Source organism: Rhizobium vallis, from assembly GCF_003985155.1.
Classification (GTDB): Bacteria; Pseudomonadota; Alphaproteobacteria; order Rhizobiales; family Rhizobiaceae; genus Rhizobium; species Rhizobium vallis.
On record NZ_ML133687.1, the window covers coordinates 460,061 to 475,904 of the forward strand.

Here is a 15,844-nt window from a genome sequence, read left to right on the forward strand (position 1 = left end):
CCCAGCGCCGACGGCCACTGATTCACTATCGAATTGTTAAGACATGCCGGTCATTCTTCGCATGGCTGCGGAGGAAAAGCTTGGGTTTGGATGATGAAATCGGCGGAAATAGCTTTCTTGACCGGCAGTCAGAATGAGCCTCAGGCTATGCCCTATACCGATCCGTTGACCGGATTGGGAAACCGCAATCGCATGCGGGACAAAGTCCTGCAGATTTCTGCCGAGCGGGCCAGCGACCCGGCTCCCTTCACCATCGGCATCGCCAACCTCGACAGCTTCAAGCCGATCAACGATCTGTTCGGCTCGACCGCCGGCGACGAGATCCTCTGCCAGGTCGCCCATCGCCTCAAGGCGTGCATTCCGGATGGCGCGCTGGTCACCCGCCACGACGGCGACGAATTCGCCTTTGTGCTGCCGCTGATTTTCGAACGGGCGAGTGCGGAGAAATTCGGCCAGATGATCCGCGAGGTGCTGTCGGCTCCTTATGATCTCGGCGACCGCAACGTCCGTCTCTCCGCCTCCTTCGGCTTTTCCATCTATCCCTTCGCGGGCGAGGATTGCGAGGAACTGCTGAAAAGCGCCGAAACCGCGCTCTACCGTTCCAAGCGCCGCGGTCGCGGCCAGATTACCGTCTATTCGCGCGAGATCGCGCAGGAAATGAAGCGCGCCACACAGCTGGAGCAGGCGCTCAGAAACGCCATCATCTCAGACTCGATTGACGTGCATTTCCAGCCGATCGTCTCTTTGTCCAACAATCAGGTCGTCGGTTTCGAGGCGCTTGCCCGCTGGAACGATCCCGATCTCGGCTTCGTTTCGCCCGGCGTCTTCGTGCCGCTCGCCGAAGAGCGCGGCTTCATCGACGCATTGTCGGAGACGCTGCTGCGCAAGGCTGCAGAAGCCGCACTTTCCTGGCCGCGCGACCTCTTCCTGTCGTTCAACCTCTCCTCGGCACAGCTGATGGATCCGGGCACCAGTAGCAGCGTCCTGTCGATCCTCGGCCGCGTCGGCCTCGATCCCCATCGCCTGGAACTGGAAATCACCGAAACCGCGGTGATGGGTTCGGCCGATACCGCTCATCGCATTATCGCCGATCTGCGCGCCGCCGGCGTGCGTATTTCGCTTGATGATTTCGGCACCGGACAGTCGAGCCTCGGGCGCCTGCGCGACTTCATCTTCGACAAGATCAAGATTGACCGGGCCTTCGTTTCCCGCATCAATTCCGATCGTGCCTCCGAACACATCATCAAGGCAATCCTTGCCATGTGCGAGGGCCTGGAACTGGAAGTCGTCGCGGAGGGCATCGAGGATTATGCCGAAGCGGTGAAATTGCGCACGCTTGGCTGCGGCATGGGGCAGGGCTACCACTTTGGCCGGCCGGCGGATGGAATCGCCACGCTGCGTTTCCTGCACGAGAACTACTACGACGCAGCCATGGCGGAGCGTGTCAGCGCCTAAAACGGCGGGCTCCCGAGCAAATCGAGGAAAGCGATGGCGCCCCTAGGAGCGCCATCGCCTACGCTATACTACCGCGCGGATTACTTAGCCGTGGTCGAGCCGGTCGCCGTGGTATCGGTGCCGGGTGCGGCCGGGGCCTTTTCAGCCGACTGCATCGCCAGCGTCTTGAACTCGGGTGCGGCCTTGAGCGATTCGGCCGTTTCGCTCGTCGTCAGCTTGACGCTGCCGTCCTGGGTGTTCTGTGCAACGGTGACCTTGTCCATCGGAACGGCGACGTTCTTTTCGCCGATGCCGAGGAAGCCGCCGACGCCGATGATCGCAGCGACGAGGCCGCCATCCTTCTTCATGATTAGGTCGTTGACGCTGCCGATGCTTTCATTGTTGCCGTTATAGACCGACTGGCCAATATAGGTGTTGGCGCTGATCTGGTCCGGAGCCTGCTCGGTGAGATAGCCGGCCTGAGCGGTATCGGCTGTCGGCGCCGGAGCGGGAGCCTGTGCGGCATCGCCTGCGGGCTTCGTGACATCAGGGGTGATCGGCGGCTTGGGCGCTGCCGGATCGGCCGGAGCTGCCGCTGTCGGAGTGGCGGGGTCCGCAGGCTTCGGCGCCGTCTGCGAGAATGCCGCCGGTGCGAAAGCCGCGGCAAACAGAGCGCCAGCGGCAACGGTCGTCAGAAGTTTGCTTGTCATTTCGAACCTACCTTTTCATTTTCCTGGAGTAATCGCTAACCCGGCAAGGCCCGGTTTGGGCAGGCTTGCCGTGTCGGTTCGAAGAGGAAATGACTGGTGTGCCGATTGGTTCCGGCTGAAAACACGGAAAATTTCTCGATTCTCACGGAACATTTATCGATACGCCGGCGGCAAAACGCAAAAAGCGCCCCGACGTGGAGCGCCTCTCACTGCCGCCGGCAAACGGTGTTCAGATCACGTAGACGGGGTCGAATATGCCTTTGACCTCGATGCCGAGTTCCAGTAGCGCGCCGGCGCTCGGCTGCGCCGAACGGGCATTTTCGTCGAGCCCTTCCCAGGCGGTGGTCACCGCCAACCGGTCGGCGCTGGCGCCGATGAAGGCCGGGCAGGAGGGCTGGACGGCCGGAACCTTGTAGCGAGAGATGCGCAAGCCATCGGGATTGTAGCGGTCGACGACGCCGGCACCCCAGCGTGCGTTCCAGATATAACCGTCCGCATCGACCACGGAGCCATCGATATCGCCGGGCTCGTTCATGCTGTCGACAAGCACGATCGGTTCGCCCGAGGGCAGACCGGTCTGCGGATCGACCATGACGCGCATCAGCCGGTTGATGCGGGAATCCGTATAATAGCCGATCGTGCCGTCAGGCGAAAAGCAGATCGAATTCGGGATGCTGATGCCGTTGAAGATCTTCGTCACTTTGCCGCTGGCGACATGATAAATGGCGCCGGCCTGGTTTTCCGCCCGCTTGCTCATCGTGCCGATCCACAGCGCGCCCGAGGGATGCGTGCGGCCGTCGTTCGAGCGGTTTTCCGGCTTGTCGTTTTCGAGCGCGGCATAGAACGTGAGGTTGCCGCTTGCAACATCGCGCACGAAAAGCCCTTCCTCCGTTGCGATCAGCTGCCGTCCGGCGTCGATGCGGGCAAGCACGCTCGCCATGACAGGCAGCGGGTGCACTTTCTTCTGCCCGCTCGAAAGATTGAGCTCATGCAGCTCCGTGCCGAGAATGTTGAACCACCAGACGGTATTGCTGTCCGGATCATAGGTCGGGCCTTCGCCGAGAACGGAATTGGTGTTGCAAAGGGTCTTGCCTTCGAACTCGTAGATATCGGTCATACGTTCACGCTCCCGTAGCTGCATCATAGGCGTAAATGGTCGCCTTGGCGCGCTCGGCAACCTCTGCCGCGGTCATTCCCGGCTTGTAAATGCTGGTGCCGAGGCCGAAGGCGAAGATGCCGGCCTTGGTATATTCGCCGAAATTCTTGTCCGACACGCCACCGACGGCGGCGATCACCAGCTCCGGCGGCAGGATGGCCCGGATCGCCGTGATGCCGGAGGGACCGAGCACGCTGGCGGGAAAGAATTTGAGGCCCGTGGCGCCGGCGCGCGCTGCAGCCAGCGCTTCGGTGGGCGTGAAGACGCCGGGCATCGTCACCATGCCGTATTCGCGCGCCCGGATGATCACCTCCGGCTCGACATTCGGCGTGACGAGCAGTTTGCCGCCGGCCGCATTCAGGCTGTCGACCGCCTCGACCGTCAGCACTGTGCCGGCGCCGATCAGCACGTCGGCCGGCGCCATCTTCGCGGCGATCTCGATGGATTTGAACGGCTCCGGCGAATTCAGCGGGATCTCGATCGCCGTCAGGCCATTTTCGATCAGGGCGCCGACGACGCTCTCGGTCTCGCCGGGTGTGATGCCGCGAAGGATGGCGATCAGCGGGCGCTTCATGTCGGGGAAGGGGATACGGTTCATCGTGTCAGCTTTCTCAATTCGGCCAGATGGCTTCGGCGGCGGCCGAAAGCCCGCGGCGCACGGCGGCGTCCGCATCGATGGCGGTGAAGGCAAGGGAGAGGGTCCGGAAGGCCTGTTCGTAGAGCGCTTGCAGGCGCCCCGAGGCGACAAGGGTGATGCTGGTGCCATTTGGAGCATCCCGCAGCGCCCCGGCGATTTCGAGGCCGATCAGCGTGCCGGAAAGCCGGGCTTGTGCCGCCGCGGCCGAAATCCCGTGCAGGAGCTGGCCAGAGCGGGCGGTAAAAAGCAGGTTGGAGGCAAGCGCCGGGCGCGCGAAGGCTGCCGATACTGCCGCCTCAAAGGCCGCCGCATCCGCCGGCTGCTCCTCGGCACCGGCCACGGCATGCGACAGGATCGTGTGTTTGCTCACAGCATCGAAAAGCTCGCCGGTCATGAAGGTCGAAAAGCCGGTGACCTTGCCGTCCACCACATGCACCCATTTCGAATGGGTGCCTGGCATGCAGACCGCTTGTGCCCCGGAGCTTGCAGCGCCAAGCGCGCCGAGAAGCTGGGTTTCCTCGCCGCGCATGACGTCGGGAGTGGCGATATCCCGCTGGGCAAGGCCCGGCAAAATGCGGATGTCGCGGCTTTCGCCGGGCACCGACACGGCCCCGGTCAGGATCGCGGCGAGTGATGCCGGCACGTCGATATAACCGGCCTCGACCCAGCCCTGCCTTGCACCGGCCATGCCGCACACGATCACCGGCAGGCCTTCCGGCGCCTCAACGGCCACGAGATGGCTGGCGAGCACTTGGGAAAAGCCGGTCTTCGCCGCGCTCGTCATGCCCTCGCCACTGCGGCGTTCGGCAAGGATGCCGCCATCCTTGCCGATCAGCCACAGCCTGAAGCTGCTGGTGCCCCAGTCCACCGCGACATAAGCGGGATTTGCCATTACAGAACGCCTCCATCGACAATCAGGGACTGAGCGGTCATCGCCGCCGCGCAGTCGGATGCAAGAAACAGGCAGGGACCGACGATCGCATCGGCCGTGAGTGCGACTTTCAGGCACTGCTGCTCCACCGAGCGCGCGATACTCTCCTCGGTGAGCCAAAGCTGCATCTGCCGTTCGGTGACGACCATGCCAGGCAGGATGCAGTTGACCCGGATATTCTCCGGACCGAGCCTGCCCGCCATGCTCTTCGTCAACCCGACGACCGCAGCCTTCGCCGCCGCATAGGAGGGGAAGCCGCCCATGTTCAGCTTGAAGGCGATCGACGACATATTGACGATCGCCCCGCCGCCGGCCGCCCGCATCGATGGCGCCACCGCCTGCGACGTAAAGAAGACGTGCCGCAGATTGACTGCCTGGTTGTTGTCCCAATAGGCTTCGGTAACCTCGTCGAATTCATGACGGTCGTCCCAGGCGGCATTGTTGACGAGCACGCGGATCGGCCCGGAGGCCGCAACGACGTGATCGACCGTAGCCCGGATCGCCTCGACGTCGCGAAGGTCGGCATGATGAAAGGAGACGGGATGCGTCGTCTCCCGCGATAGCCTTTCGGCAAGCGCGCTGCCTGCGGCCTCGGCGATATCGATGAAGGAGACTTTGGCGCCCTGCCGGGCAAAACCTTCGACGATCGCAGCACCTATGCCCGACCCGCCGCCGGTCACGAGCACGGTGCGGTCTCTGAACTCGGGAAATTCTGCTGGCATCGCGGTAACCGTCTCCTCCCGGCGCTTGTTCCATTATTTGGAACTTAATTTGACTATATGGAATTATCGAATTATGCTGCCCTTTCTGTCAAGGGCGGGAGAGGCGATGAATTCAGGCGTAGACAGCATAACGCAGGCACGCGAGACCGGTACGCTCGGCAAGCTGATGGCTCTGCTCGATCTCGTCACCCATGCGGATGCCCCCTTGCGTTTCACCGATATCCTCTCCCTTGCCGGCCAGCCGCGCGGCACGCTGCACCGACAACTGAGCCATCTGGTGGAGGAAGGGCTGCTCGAGCTCGACGGCGACGGCCGTTACGCCCCCGGACTGCGCCTTCTCGATTTTGCCGCGCGCAGCTGGGCGCGCAACGAATTCCGTCTCATAGCCGAACCACATCTCGCCGATCTGCAGCAGGCGACTGGCGAGACCGTGCATCTCGGCGTTCTCAGGGGGTCCTCGATCATCTATTTGGACAAAGTCGAAGGCCACCAGCCGGTACGCATGTATTCGCAGATCGGCAATGCTTCACCCTGTTACTGTACCGGCGTCGGCAAGGCCGCTCTTTCCAGACTTCCGGCCGAAAGCCTCGCCAATCTGCTGTCCGGTTTGAGCTTCACCCGGTTTACCGCCTCCACCCATGTTTCGGCAGAAACACTGCTTACCGAGATCCGCGAAATCGCCGATCTCGGCTATGCCTTCGATCGGGAGGAGCACGAGGCCGGCATCCGCTGCGTTGCCGCGCCTATCTGGTCGGAGGACCGGACTTTTATTGGCGGCGTTTCGATTACTGGCCCGGCCTATCGCTTGTCGATGGAACTTCTGAGCCAGTGGGCCGTTCCGGTTCAGCTGGCAGCAGGAAGGATCATGGAGGGGATGCGGGTCCGTCTGGGCCCGCGTCGCTGACGGAAATGGGCACTTGCCTCCTTGCTGGACGCGATCGCAGAGCATGCTTATGATGAGCGCGATATTGAGATTTGGCGGCGAATCGCCAAAACTGAAATAGTCCGCGAAATCTGCAACCATTCACCGGCCGAACGCTTGACGCCGAGGCCCATTCCATTTGATCAACCAGCGATCGTCATTCCGCGATGCATCGAACCGGCCGCAGGGCAGGTTTCGCAAACGGTTTGCCGCCCCTGCGCCGAAGATGAAGAAATGTGATGGCACCCTTGTCGCAAACATCCCGGGAAGAAGACGATTATGTCGAGGAAATAGCGGGTCTGAAGACCCAGTTCGACATTTTCCGTTTCATGAAACGCGTGACGGAGGACTATCGCTGCCGCGCCTTCATGGTTCTCAACCTGCCGCCGATCACCTCCTTCGATCTTCAGGGCAGCACTGTTATCACCAGCTGGCCGGCCGAGCTTCTGGCGATTTACGACCAGGAGGCCTTGATGGTGAACAGTCCCGTTCTCAGGCGGCTCAGAACATCCACGCGGCCCTTTCTCTTCGACATGACGCGGTCTGAATGGTCGCGGGACGACGGCAAGTCCGCCCTCGTCGCCGGATTGTTCGAACGTTTCAAGATGACGCGCTGCGCCTATTTCCCGACGCACGAGCCGTCCGGCCTGCGCGGCGCCGTCTCCTTCGCCGGCGACCGCGAACCCTTCAGCCCTGCGGAGATGCGTAAGCTGAGCTATATCGCCATCCACGTCTTCGACAGGCTGGCCGAGATCCGCAACCTCGATACGCGCATCACGGACACACTGACCGACCGCGAGATCGATTGCCTGAACTGGACCGCGGCCGGCAAGACCAGTGCGGAAATCGCCGAAATCCTCACGCTCTCAGAGCATACGGTCAATCACTACCTCAATCGCGCCACCAAGAAGCTCGATACGGTCAACCGCACCCAGGCCGTCGCCAAGGCGCTGCGCATCGGCCTGATCAAATAAGTTGCAAAAACGAACGACAAGCTTTCGCCGGGCGCCTAGCGCATAGGCAAGTCCGTTCCCGAGAGGGGCCAGCGCTCCGCTTTTGCGATCTTTTTCCCTGATTTTCGATCTGGCACGCTTTCTGCATCTCCTTTGCCAGAGGTCCAGAGGGGACTTTGATGACCAGCGTCAGGAAATGGCGCGGCCGAAACACCGCTGCCCGACGCCGATACCGCTTCTCTTTGGTGGTTCGGCGTCGGCAGCGGTTGTTGCGTTTTGGCACCGCCTTTTGCGCAGCTGTTCACGAATCCGGCCTCCCCCCTCATTTTTTGCTGGCCTTTTTTCCAACTTACTCTAGTTCGCCCGCATTGCGCCGGTTCCAGGGGAGACCGTTGCGGCCATCAGGGCGAAAGCCCGGCGGACTTGATGGCCGCAACGGATTGGGATTTTTCCCGCTGCTCTCCTGGCACCCCGGCAAATCGATTTTCCTGCCGCTGATTTTGTTTGGCGAAGGCGTGCGCCTCCACTATCTCTACTGCATAATTTTAGCCTTGATCGATTCCGATCAAGGCTAAAATTATGCAGTAATTTAAAGTGCTACAGCGTCCTTTGCGCGTCTTGAAAGACGCGCGGCACTGTAGTCTGCGAGAAGAAGCAGTGAGGGTGGAATGGCCGACGTCACCAAGGAACAGGTTCTCGAAACGTTGAAGACCGTGCGTGGACCGGATCTCGAGCACGATATCGTCGAGCTCGGAATGGTCTCCGACGTCTTCATCTCCGACGGCAAGGTCTATTTCTCCATCACCGTTCCGGCCGAGCGCGCAAAGGAGCTGGAGCCGATGCGGCTCGCCGCCGAGCGCGTCATCAAGGAAATGCCTGGGGTCAAGGGCGCTCTCGTGACGCTGACGGCGGACAAGAAGGCGTCGGCTGCCGCTCCCGCCGCGCGTCCGGCGCCGAACCCGCCTCACGGCCACGCCGGCCACGATCATTCACATGATCATCGGGGCCACGCGCACGCCCCTCAGCAGCAGTCGCCGCGCGCCGGCAAGATCGGCGTTCCCGGCATCGGCGCCATCATCGCGGTCGCATCAGGCAAGGGTGGGGTCGGCAAGTCGACCACCGCCGTCAATCTTGCGCTCGGCCTTTTGGCTAACGGCCTGCGCGTCGGCATTCTCGATGCCGATATCTACGGTCCGTCCATGCCGCGTTTGCTGAAGATATCGGGTCGCCCGACGCAGATCGACGGCCGCATCATCAATCCGATGGAGAATTACGGCCTCAAGGTGATGTCGATGGGCTTCCTCGTCGACGAGGAGACGGCGATGATATGGCGCGGACCGATGGTTCAGTCGGCGCTGATGCAGATGCTGCGCGAAGTCGCCTGGGGAGAGCTCGATGTCCTCATCGTCGACATGCCACCTGGCACCGGCGACGCGCAGCTGACCATGGCCCAGCAGGTGCCGCTCGCCGGCGCCGTCATCGTCTCAACGCCGCAGGATCTCGCTCTGATCGATGCCCGCAAGGGCCTGAACATGTTCCGCAAGGTCGAGGTGCCGGTCCTCGGCATCGTCGAGAACATGAGCTATTTCATCGCACCCGATACCGGCACCCGCTATGACATTTTTGGCCATGGCGGCGCTCGCAAGGAGGCCGAGCGCATCGGTGTGCCCTTCCTCGGCGAAGTGCCGCTGACGATGAACATTCGCGAAACCTCCGACGCCGGAACGCCGCTCGTCGCCTCCGAGCCGAACGGCATCGTCGCCGGCATCTATCGCGGCATCGCCACCAAGGTCTGGGAGCAACTCGGTGGCCAGCCGCTGCGGCCTGCGCCAACGATCGTCTTCGAATAGGCAGCGAATCACGGGCCGCCATCACCCCAATTGTGGGGGAAACGTGGTGAAAAGCCGCGCTTCACGGAAGATGTCTTGATTATTTCACGGCTTTGCTTCATATGCCGCGGCGCCATGATGGCGTTTGCTGCAGATGCTCAATGACGGCCGTCTTCGTTTCGAAGGTTGCGGCCCGCCTGCAAGTTCGGAGTTGTCTTGTCGATCGAAGGATTGGTAACTGCGATGCGGTGGAGCACAATGCGCATGCCGGCCTCAACGGCTGGATGCAGCCGGAGTTTTATGAACTTTCTTGATCCGCTTCCGTTTCGACCGATGACGAGCGACCTTCGCGTTGCCGCGCTCGCGGCCGCTTGGAAAGGTTTTCGATGAAGAGGGCAATGGCCACGAAGCGGCGTGAGCATCGGAGACCGTGCCGGTGATCACCGCTTACTGTTCCAATTGCAGGTCGATTGAGATCCGCGATCTCACGCAGATCGCGTCCATTCCCGACGATGTCGTTTGGATCGACATGATCGAGCCAACCCGCGACGAGGAGCTTTATGTCGAGAAGGCTCTCGGCATCGAGGTCCCGACCCGGGATGACCTCAAGGATATCGAACCCTCCGCCCGCCTCTATGTCGAAAACGATGCCGTCTTCATGACCGCTTCGCTGCTCTGGAAGGCCGATACCGACGCGCCGACGCTGACCGATGTCGCCTTCATCCTGGCCGGAAAGCGGCTGGTCACCATTCGCTACGCCCACCCAAAATCCTTTGCACTGTTCATCGCTGCCCTTCACCGGCTGCCGGAAAATTGGCGCAACGGCGCTGCCCTTCTCGCTAAACTCCTGGAGACGATCGTCGACCGCACCGCCGAGATCCTCGAGATCTCAATCTCGCGTATCGACATCCTGTCGATGCATGTCTTCGGCGACAGGGCCAGGAAGGTGCGCAGACCCTCGAACTATCTCGAGGAGAAATTGAGGGATATCGCCGGCCATCACCGGACGATCAGCAAAGTGCGCGACAGCCTCGGTTCGCTTTCCCGCCTGCTGACCTTCTTTCACACGACCCCGGCAATCCAGCAGGACCGCGAGGCGAAAGATCTCTGCCGCACTGTTTCGCGCGATATTCAGTCGCTGTCGGAGCATGCCGGCTTCGTCGCCGGCAATATCACCTTCCTGCTCGATGCTTCGCTCGGGCTGATCAACATCGAGCAGAACTCGATCATCAAGATTTTCTCGATCGCATCGGTGGTGTTCTTGCCGCCGACATTGGTCGCCTCCATCTATGGTATGAATTTTCAGGTCATGCCGGAGCTGGCCTGGGCCGCGGGTTATCCCTATTCGCTGGCCCTCATGGTGACCTCAGCCGTCATCCCTTTTTTCTTTTTCCGTTGGAAAGGCTGGCTCTGAGGAGCCTGTTTAAGTTTCATGTCCGAAGAGAGCCATCAGCACGAACGCCATATGACGCCGAGAAAGGTGTTTTATCTCGCGCTGGGTTCGGTCGGCGTCGTCTACGGCGATATCGGCACGAGCCCGCTCTACGCCTTTCGCGAGGCGCTGAAGCCCGTGGCCCATGACGGCCTCACCCGTTTCGAGGTCATCAGTCTGATCTCGCTGATGATCTGGGCGCTGACGATCATCGTCACCATTAAATATGTGCTCTTCCTGCTGCGCGCCGACAACGAGGGCGAGGGTGGCACGCTGTCGCTGCTTGCCCTTCTGATGAAGACCGCCAACGGCCATACCGCCTTGCTGATGCTGCTCGGCCTGATGGGCGCAGCACTCTTCCTCGGCGATGCGATGATCACGCCGGCGCTGTCGGTACTGTCGGCCGTCGAGGGCCTCAAGCTCGTCACGCCCAGTCTTTCGGAATATATCGTGCCGATTTCGGTGGTGATCCTGGCGCTGCTCTTCGTCGTGCAGTCGCGCGGCACCGGCGCCGTTGCGAGGTTCTTCGGTCCGATCACCGCCGTCTGGTTCATCGTCATAGCCGCCGCCGGCATTTCCCATATTTCGGACGATTATGGCATCCTTGCCGCCTTCAATCCCTATTATGCCGTCAGCTTCCTGCTGCATGAAGGCTTCTACGGCGTCGTCGTGCTCGGCGCCGTCTTCCTGACGGTGACGGGTGCCGAGGCGCTTTATGCCGATCTCGGTCACTTCGGCCGCCGCCCGATCCAGTGGGCCTGGTTCGCGCTGGTCTTCCCGTCGCTGACGCTGAACTATCTCGGGCAGGGCGCTCTCGTTCTCGGCAAGCCGGAAACGATGTCCGATCCCTTCTATCTGATGTTTCCGCAATGGGCGCTGCTGCCGGTGGTCATCCTGGCCACCGCTGCGACGATCATCGCCAGCCAGGCCGTTATCACCGGCGCCTTCTCGCTGGTGCGCCAAGGCATCAACCTCGGTTTCCTGCCGCGCATGGAAATCCTCTTCACCTCGGAAACCAACACCGGGCAGATCTTCGTGCCTTCGGTCAACGCCGTGCTGTTCATCGGCGTCATCTTCCTGGTTCTGAGCTTCAAGACCTCCGACGCACTGGCGACCGCCTACGGCATCTCCGTCACCGGCGCCATGGTCGTCACCTCGATCATGGCCTTCGAATTCGTCCGCGTCCGCTGGAACTGGTCGCTGCCGGTTGCCATCATCGCGCTCGCCCCGCTGGTCGTGCTCGAAATGATCTTCCTCGGCGCCAATCTGCTGAAGATCCACGACGGCGGCTATATCCCGATCCTGATCGCCACCGCCTTTACCGTCATCATGTGGACGTGGCGCCGCGGCACTGCGATCCTGATGGAAAAGACCCGCCACACCGATATTCCGCTCACCTCCTTCGTCAGCTCGATCGAGCGCAAGAGCGAGCATTCTCCGGCCCAGGTTCCCGGCACCGCGATCTTCCTGACCAGCGATCCGGAATCGGCCCCCGCCGCGCTTCTCCACAATCTCAAGCACAACCATGTGCTCCATGACCGCAACGTCATCCTGACGATCCGCACCGTCAACAAGCCGCGTGTCCCAAGCCAAGACCGCTACAAGGTCGAGCAGATTTCCGAGCGCTTCTCGCGTGTCGAGCTGCTCTTCGGCTTCATGGAATCGCAGAACGTCTCACAGGCCTTGGCGACGCTGCGCAAGACAGGGCTGAAGTTCGACATCATGTCGACGTCCTTCTATCTCGGCCGCCGCAAGCTGGTGCCGGACGCCAAGTCGGGCATGCCCTACTGGCAGGACCGGCTTTACATCGCGCTCGCCAATGCCGCCGCCAATCCCTCGGATTACTTCCGTCTGCCGGCGAACCGCGTGGTGGAGCTGGGTTCGCACGTCATTATTTGACGGGTGGGGCAAAGACCCCGCCCCAAACCCCTCCCCACAAGGGGGAGGGGCTTAAGTTGCCGCACCGGCTTTCCAGAACTTCGGCGTTTCGGGAGGAGCGAGGGTTAGTCCCTCCCCCTTGTGGGCAGGGGTTGGGGAGGGGCTTCCTCAAGGGCGCAAACACACCTCATCTCACGAAAACATCATCCACATTAGAATATCCAGAAATTCTCACGGTCACATTCCGGCACGCTCCGTTAACCGGACGTCAAGGTTAATGCGGGATTTATAGTGGCATGTTCCCACGTTCCATGCCCGGAGTTCGTGTTGCGTCGCAAGAGCCCTTTCCGTAGCAAGCTGCGTCTTTTTCCCGAGAATTGGGTCTCGCCCGCGATCTTCGGTCTTGCCGGCTGGCTGATTTTCCCAAGCGTTGCATCCCACGCCGATCTTGCCGCCATGCTCGCCGGTCTCGACCGCGACGGCGAGAACTGGCGTATGGTGCTGACCAATTCTCCCGCCGGCTCCATCCACCAGGCCGAACTCGCTTTCGCCGAGCCGACGGTAACCGGTTCGATTTCCTCCGGCGCCGGCATGGTGCTGCCCGATGGCCGCAAGGTCGCCTTCACCGCCAAGGACAAGGGCCACGAGGATACGCCGGATGAGGATCGCGTCAAACGCTCCACCAAGAAAGGCCGTGTGGTCGCCGTCGAGAGAATGCAGCCGCCGAAGGACTTTTCCGCCGGCTCCATTCTCGAGCGCACGAAGATGCTCTTCACGCCGAACTTGGATCTCAAAGACAGGTCGGCCTTCATCAAGCCGAAGATCCAGGGCAAGGAGATCGAGATCGCCACTTCTTTCTATAAGAAGCAGCCTGTCGTGACAGGCAATGGCGTGCCGGCGATGCTCGCAAGTCTCGTTACCAGCAACAAGGCGGATGTGCTGGCGACCGCCTATGCGCCGGCAGCCCCCGACTATGCCCGCCAGTCACCGTTCGATTCCATCCTGACCGACCGGGAAAGCGGTCGCTTCGTCCCGGAGATCGGCCCGCGCGATCACGCCTGGGCCGCAAGCGTGTTGCCGCCGAGCGTCTTTTCCGCCGGCGAGCAGCAGTGCCTTGCCTCCGGCATTTACTTCGAAGCGCGAGGAGAATCGGTGAAAGGCCAGGCGGCCGTCGCCCAGGTCATTCTCAACCGCGTCCGCAACCCCGCCTATCCCAAGACGATCTGCGGCGTCGTCTACCAGAACGAGGATTGGCGCAACCGCTGCCAGTTTTCCTTCGCCTGCGACAGCATCAGGGACCGGGTGAATTCGGAATATCACTGGCGGGTCGCCCGCGATGTGGCGATGGCGGTGACCGCAGGCAAGATCTGGCTGCCGCAAGTGGGCTCGGCAACGCACTACCACGCCGTCTATGTCAGACCGAAATGGGCAAAGACCATGGAAAAGGTCGGCCGCATCGGCCTCCACGTCTTCTATCGCACCTACGGCGGCGGCTGGAGCTGAGATAAACCACCTGCGCCAAGCCGATTTCCGGCCCTTAAAAGCGGATTCTTTCAATCGAATTTGGATGATAGGCCAAGTATCGGTCTAAATTATTGATTCGATGGAATTATTTTCTCGCTGGACAGAAGCCGCCTACGCCTTGACTATACCAATCCCTAAAACTATGTTGCGCGCGACTTCAGAACGGGCCGGAAGGTTCTCAACCTTCGCGTCCGGGGTCCGAATGACCGGGGTAGCGGGAGTGCGGGCGACGGGCAGGCGAGGAGAGATCCATGGCGGACGACCGCGAGGAAAGTCTTGAAAAGCGCCGTGCGCAATTGGGAGCGGAACTCGCGACCAAACGCGTTGAGGCGGGAGTGGAACGTGCAAGCGAGGCCCAAGCCGAGGTAAGCCGCAAAGGTTATGCCCAGGCGATGAAGCTCTCCAGCGAGTTCATTGCCGCGATCATTGTCGGTGCCGTTCTTGGCTATGTTCTCGACCGTTTTGTTGGCACGGCGCCTTGGGGTTTGATTGTTCTTCTGCTTCTCGGATTCTGTGCCGGCGTTTTGAACGTGCTGCGTTCTGCGGGGGTGGTGGCCCATCCCCTGGAAGGCAAGGACGACAAGAAATAAGGACTGGTTCCCGGTCCAGTGCAATGATCCCGCGTCCTGCGGGCCAAAGAGAGAGAACAAGCGGTGTCTAACGATCCGACCCATCAGTTCAAGATCTTCCAGATTGTGCCGATCGAGATCGGCGGAATTGATTTCTCGTTCACCAACGCATCGCTCTTCATGGTCGCTTCGGCTGCCGTTGCTGTCGGCTTCCTCTATTTCGCGACCTCGAACCGCGCCATCGTGCCGGGCCGTTCGCAGTCGGTCGCGGAAATGTCCTATGAATTCATCGCCGGCATGCTGAAGGAAGGCGCGGGCAAGCAGGGAATGAAGTTCTTCCCGCTGGTCTTCTCGCTTTTCATGTTCGTGTTGACGGCGAACCTGCTCGGCATGTTCCCGTATTTCTTCACGATTACCAGCCAGATCATCGTCACTTTTGCATTGGCGATCCTCGTCATCGGTACGGTTCTCGTCTACGGCTTCTATAAGCACGGCTTCCACTTCCTGAATGTCTTCGTGCCCTCCGGCGTGCCGGGCATCCTGCTGCCGCTGGTCATTGCGATCGAAATCATTTCGTTCCTCTCTCGTCCGATTTCGCTCTCCGTTCGTCTTTTCGCCAACATGCTCGCCGGTCATATCACGCTGAAGGTGTTCGCAGGCTTCGTCGCCTCGCTTGGAGCCCTCGGTGCAGTCGGTGTCGGCGGAGCCGTTCTTCCTCTCATCATGACCGTCGCCCTGACCGGTCTCGAGTTCCTCGTCGCCTTCCTCCAGGCTTACGTCTTTGCGGTGCTGACTTGCATGTACCTCAACGACGCGATCCATCCGGGCGGGCACTAAGGATAACGACAACGACGTCAAAGGGCGTCAGTCATTCGCCGCAACAACCATTTCAAAGGAGTTCAACATGGAAGCGGAAGCAGCAAAGTACATCGGTGCAGGCCTGGCTTGCTTTGGTATGGCCGGTACGGCTCTCGGCCTCGGCAATATCTTCGGCAGCTACCTCTCCGGCGCCCTGCGCAATCCGTCTGCCGCTGACAGCCAGTTCGGCCGTCTGGTATTCGGCTTCGCCGTTACGGAAGCTCTGGGCATCTTCTCGCTGCTCGTCGCTCTCCTCCTCCTCTTCGCCGTCTGATATCGGCGGATAGAT

17 protein-coding genes are annotated in these 15,844 nt (G+C 61.1%); 12 read left to right on the forward strand and 5 right to left on the reverse strand.

The window, feature by feature from the left end:
* The first annotated feature begins 90 nt into the window (after nt 1-90).
* Nucleotides 91-1,455, forward strand: coding sequence for a putative bifunctional diguanylate cyclase/phosphodiesterase (locus tag EFQ99_RS07335; protein WP_126920252.1), 1,365 nt, complete (start codon nt 91-93; stop codon nt 1,453-1,455).
* A gap of 80 nt (nt 1,456-1,535) precedes the next feature.
* On the opposite strand, the gene EFQ99_RS07340 is transcribed toward EFQ99_RS07335, so the two are convergent.
* The 5 genes from EFQ99_RS07340 to EFQ99_RS07360 all read right to left on the reverse strand — a co-directional run bounded on the left by EFQ99_RS07340 (nt 1,536) and on the right by EFQ99_RS07360 (nt 5,590).
* Nucleotides 1,536-2,144, reverse strand: a complete 609-nt coding sequence (locus tag EFQ99_RS07340) for a PRC-barrel domain-containing protein (RefSeq protein ID WP_126920254.1) — start codon at nt 2,142-2,144, stop codon at nt 1,536-1,538.
* A gap of 229 nt (nt 2,145-2,373) precedes the next feature.
* Nucleotides 2,374-3,261, reverse strand: a complete 888-nt coding sequence (locus EFQ99_RS07345; protein ID WP_126920256.1) for an SMP-30/gluconolactonase/LRE family protein — start codon at nt 3,259-3,261, stop codon at nt 2,374-2,376.
* A gap of 4 nt (nt 3,262-3,265) precedes the next feature.
* A complete protein-coding gene (locus EFQ99_RS07350) occupies nt 3,266-3,898 on the reverse strand; it encodes a 2-dehydro-3-deoxy-6-phosphogalactonate aldolase (RefSeq protein WP_126920258.1) in 633 nt (210 codons plus the stop codon).
* Between the two features lie 13 nt (nt 3,899-3,911).
* Nucleotides 3,912-4,829 (reverse strand): 2-dehydro-3-deoxygalactonokinase, encoded by a 918-nt coding sequence (locus tag EFQ99_RS07355; protein ID WP_126920260.1) that lies wholly within the window; start codon nt 4,827-4,829, stop codon nt 3,912-3,914.
* Nucleotides 4,829-5,590 (reverse strand): SDR family NAD(P)-dependent oxidoreductase, encoded by a 762-nt coding sequence (locus EFQ99_RS07360; RefSeq protein WP_126920262.1) that lies wholly within the window; start codon nt 5,588-5,590, stop codon nt 4,829-4,831. Before EFQ99_RS07360 ends, EFQ99_RS07355 begins: the two co-directional genes overlap by 1 nt.
* A gap of 73 nt (nt 5,591-5,663) precedes the next feature.
* On the opposite strand from EFQ99_RS07360, the gene EFQ99_RS07365 reads away from it, so the two are divergent.
* The 11 genes from EFQ99_RS07365 (at nt 5,664) to EFQ99_RS07415 (ending at nt 15,829) form a co-directional block, all read left to right on the forward strand.
* A complete protein-coding gene (locus tag EFQ99_RS07365) occupies nt 5,664-6,494 on the forward strand; it encodes an IclR family transcriptional regulator (protein ID WP_425376264.1) in 831 nt (276 codons plus the stop codon).
* Nucleotides 6,495-6,515: 21 nt separating this feature from the next.
* Nucleotides 6,516-6,752 (forward strand): hypothetical protein, encoded by a 237-nt coding sequence (locus tag EFQ99_RS07370; RefSeq protein WP_126920266.1) that lies wholly within the window; start codon nt 6,516-6,518, stop codon nt 6,750-6,752.
* A complete protein-coding gene (locus EFQ99_RS07375; RefSeq protein ID WP_126920268.1) occupies nt 6,752-7,486 on the forward strand; it encodes a helix-turn-helix transcriptional regulator in 735 nt (244 codons plus the stop codon). The genes EFQ99_RS07370 and EFQ99_RS07375 overlap by 1 nt, the downstream gene beginning before the upstream one ends.
* A gap of 158 nt (nt 7,487-7,644) precedes the next feature.
* Complete coding sequence (locus tag EFQ99_RS34935; RefSeq protein WP_164736345.1) at nt 7,645-8,040, forward strand: hypothetical protein; 396 nt, start codon at nt 7,645-7,647, stop codon at nt 8,038-8,040.
* A 93-nt stretch (nt 8,041-8,133) separates the two neighbouring features.
* The gene (locus EFQ99_RS07380; RefSeq protein WP_126920270.1) at nt 8,134-9,315 is read left to right on the forward strand and encodes an Mrp/NBP35 family ATP-binding protein; all 1,182 of its coding nucleotides are present in this window, start codon (nt 8,134-8,136) and stop codon (nt 9,313-9,315) included.
* 415 nt (nt 9,316-9,730) lie between these two features.
* Nucleotides 9,731-10,708: a magnesium transporter CorA family protein gene (locus EFQ99_RS07390; protein ID WP_126920272.1), complete on the forward strand. Its 978-nt coding sequence runs from the start codon at nt 9,731-9,733 to the stop codon at nt 10,706-10,708.
* Nucleotides 10,709-10,726: 18 nt separating this feature from the next.
* Entirely contained in the window at nt 10,727-12,625 is a 1,899-nt protein-coding gene (locus EFQ99_RS07395; protein ID WP_126920274.1) for a potassium transporter Kup, read from the forward strand.
* Between the two features lie 270 nt (nt 12,626-12,895).
* Complete coding sequence (locus EFQ99_RS07400) at nt 12,896-14,107, forward strand: cell wall hydrolase (RefSeq protein ID WP_208722728.1); 1,212 nt, start codon at nt 12,896-12,898, stop codon at nt 14,105-14,107.
* 272 nt (nt 14,108-14,379) lie between these two features.
* Nucleotides 14,380-14,718, forward strand: coding sequence for an AtpZ/AtpI family protein (locus tag EFQ99_RS07405; protein WP_126920278.1), 339 nt, complete (start codon nt 14,380-14,382; stop codon nt 14,716-14,718).
* Nucleotides 14,719-14,781: 63 nt separating this feature from the next.
* Nucleotides 14,782-15,534 carry a F0F1 ATP synthase subunit A gene (locus EFQ99_RS07410; protein WP_126920280.1) on the forward strand — a complete coding sequence of 251 codons (753 nt, stop codon included), beginning with the start codon at nt 14,782-14,784 and terminating at the stop codon, nt 15,532-15,534.
* Between the two features lie 67 nt (nt 15,535-15,601).
* Nucleotides 15,602-15,829 carry a F0F1 ATP synthase subunit C gene (locus EFQ99_RS07415; protein ID WP_003545854.1) on the forward strand — a complete coding sequence of 76 codons (228 nt, stop codon included), beginning with the start codon at nt 15,602-15,604 and terminating at the stop codon, nt 15,827-15,829.
* Nucleotides 15,830-15,844: the final 15 nt, after the last annotated feature.

What these genes read in the sequence shown, in the direction of transcription:
- EFQ99_RS07335 (WP_126920252.1), top strand. Translation starts at nt 91, where the DNA reads ATGATGAAATCGGCGGAAATAGCTTTCTTGACCGGCAGTCAGAATGAG.
- EFQ99_RS07340 (WP_126920254.1), bottom strand. Translation starts at nt 2,144, where the DNA reads ATGACAAGCAAACTTCTGACGACCGTTGCCGCTGGCGCTCTGTTTGCC.
- EFQ99_RS07345 (WP_126920256.1), bottom strand. Translation starts at nt 3,261, where the DNA reads ATGACCGATATCTACGAGTTCGAAGGCAAGACCCTTTGCAACACCAAT.
- EFQ99_RS07350 (WP_126920258.1), bottom strand. Translation starts at nt 3,898, where the DNA reads ATGAACCGTATCCCCTTCCCCGACATGAAGCGCCCGCTGATCGCCATC.
- EFQ99_RS07355 (WP_126920260.1), bottom strand. Translation starts at nt 4,829, where the DNA reads ATGGCAAATCCCGCTTATGTCGCGGTGGACTGGGGCACCAGCAGCTTC.
- EFQ99_RS07360 (WP_126920262.1), bottom strand. Translation starts at nt 5,590, where the DNA reads ATGCCAGCAGAATTTCCCGAGTTCAGAGACCGCACCGTGCTCGTGACC.
- EFQ99_RS07365 (WP_425376264.1), top strand. Translation starts at nt 5,664, where the DNA reads ATGCTGCCCTTTCTGTCAAGGGCGGGAGAGGCGATGAATTCAGGCGTA.
- EFQ99_RS07375 (WP_126920268.1), top strand. Translation starts at nt 6,752, where the DNA reads ATGGCACCCTTGTCGCAAACATCCCGGGAAGAAGACGATTATGTCGAG.
- EFQ99_RS34935 (WP_164736345.1), top strand. Translation starts at nt 7,645, where the DNA reads ATGACCAGCGTCAGGAAATGGCGCGGCCGAAACACCGCTGCCCGACGC.
- EFQ99_RS07380 (WP_126920270.1), top strand. Translation starts at nt 8,134, where the DNA reads ATGGCCGACGTCACCAAGGAACAGGTTCTCGAAACGTTGAAGACCGTG.
- EFQ99_RS07395 (WP_126920274.1), top strand. Translation starts at nt 10,727, where the DNA reads ATGTCCGAAGAGAGCCATCAGCACGAACGCCATATGACGCCGAGAAAG.
- EFQ99_RS07405 (WP_126920278.1), top strand. Translation starts at nt 14,380, where the DNA reads ATGGCGGACGACCGCGAGGAAAGTCTTGAAAAGCGCCGTGCGCAATTG.
- EFQ99_RS07415 (WP_003545854.1), top strand. Translation starts at nt 15,602, where the DNA reads ATGGAAGCGGAAGCAGCAAAGTACATCGGTGCAGGCCTGGCTTGCTTT.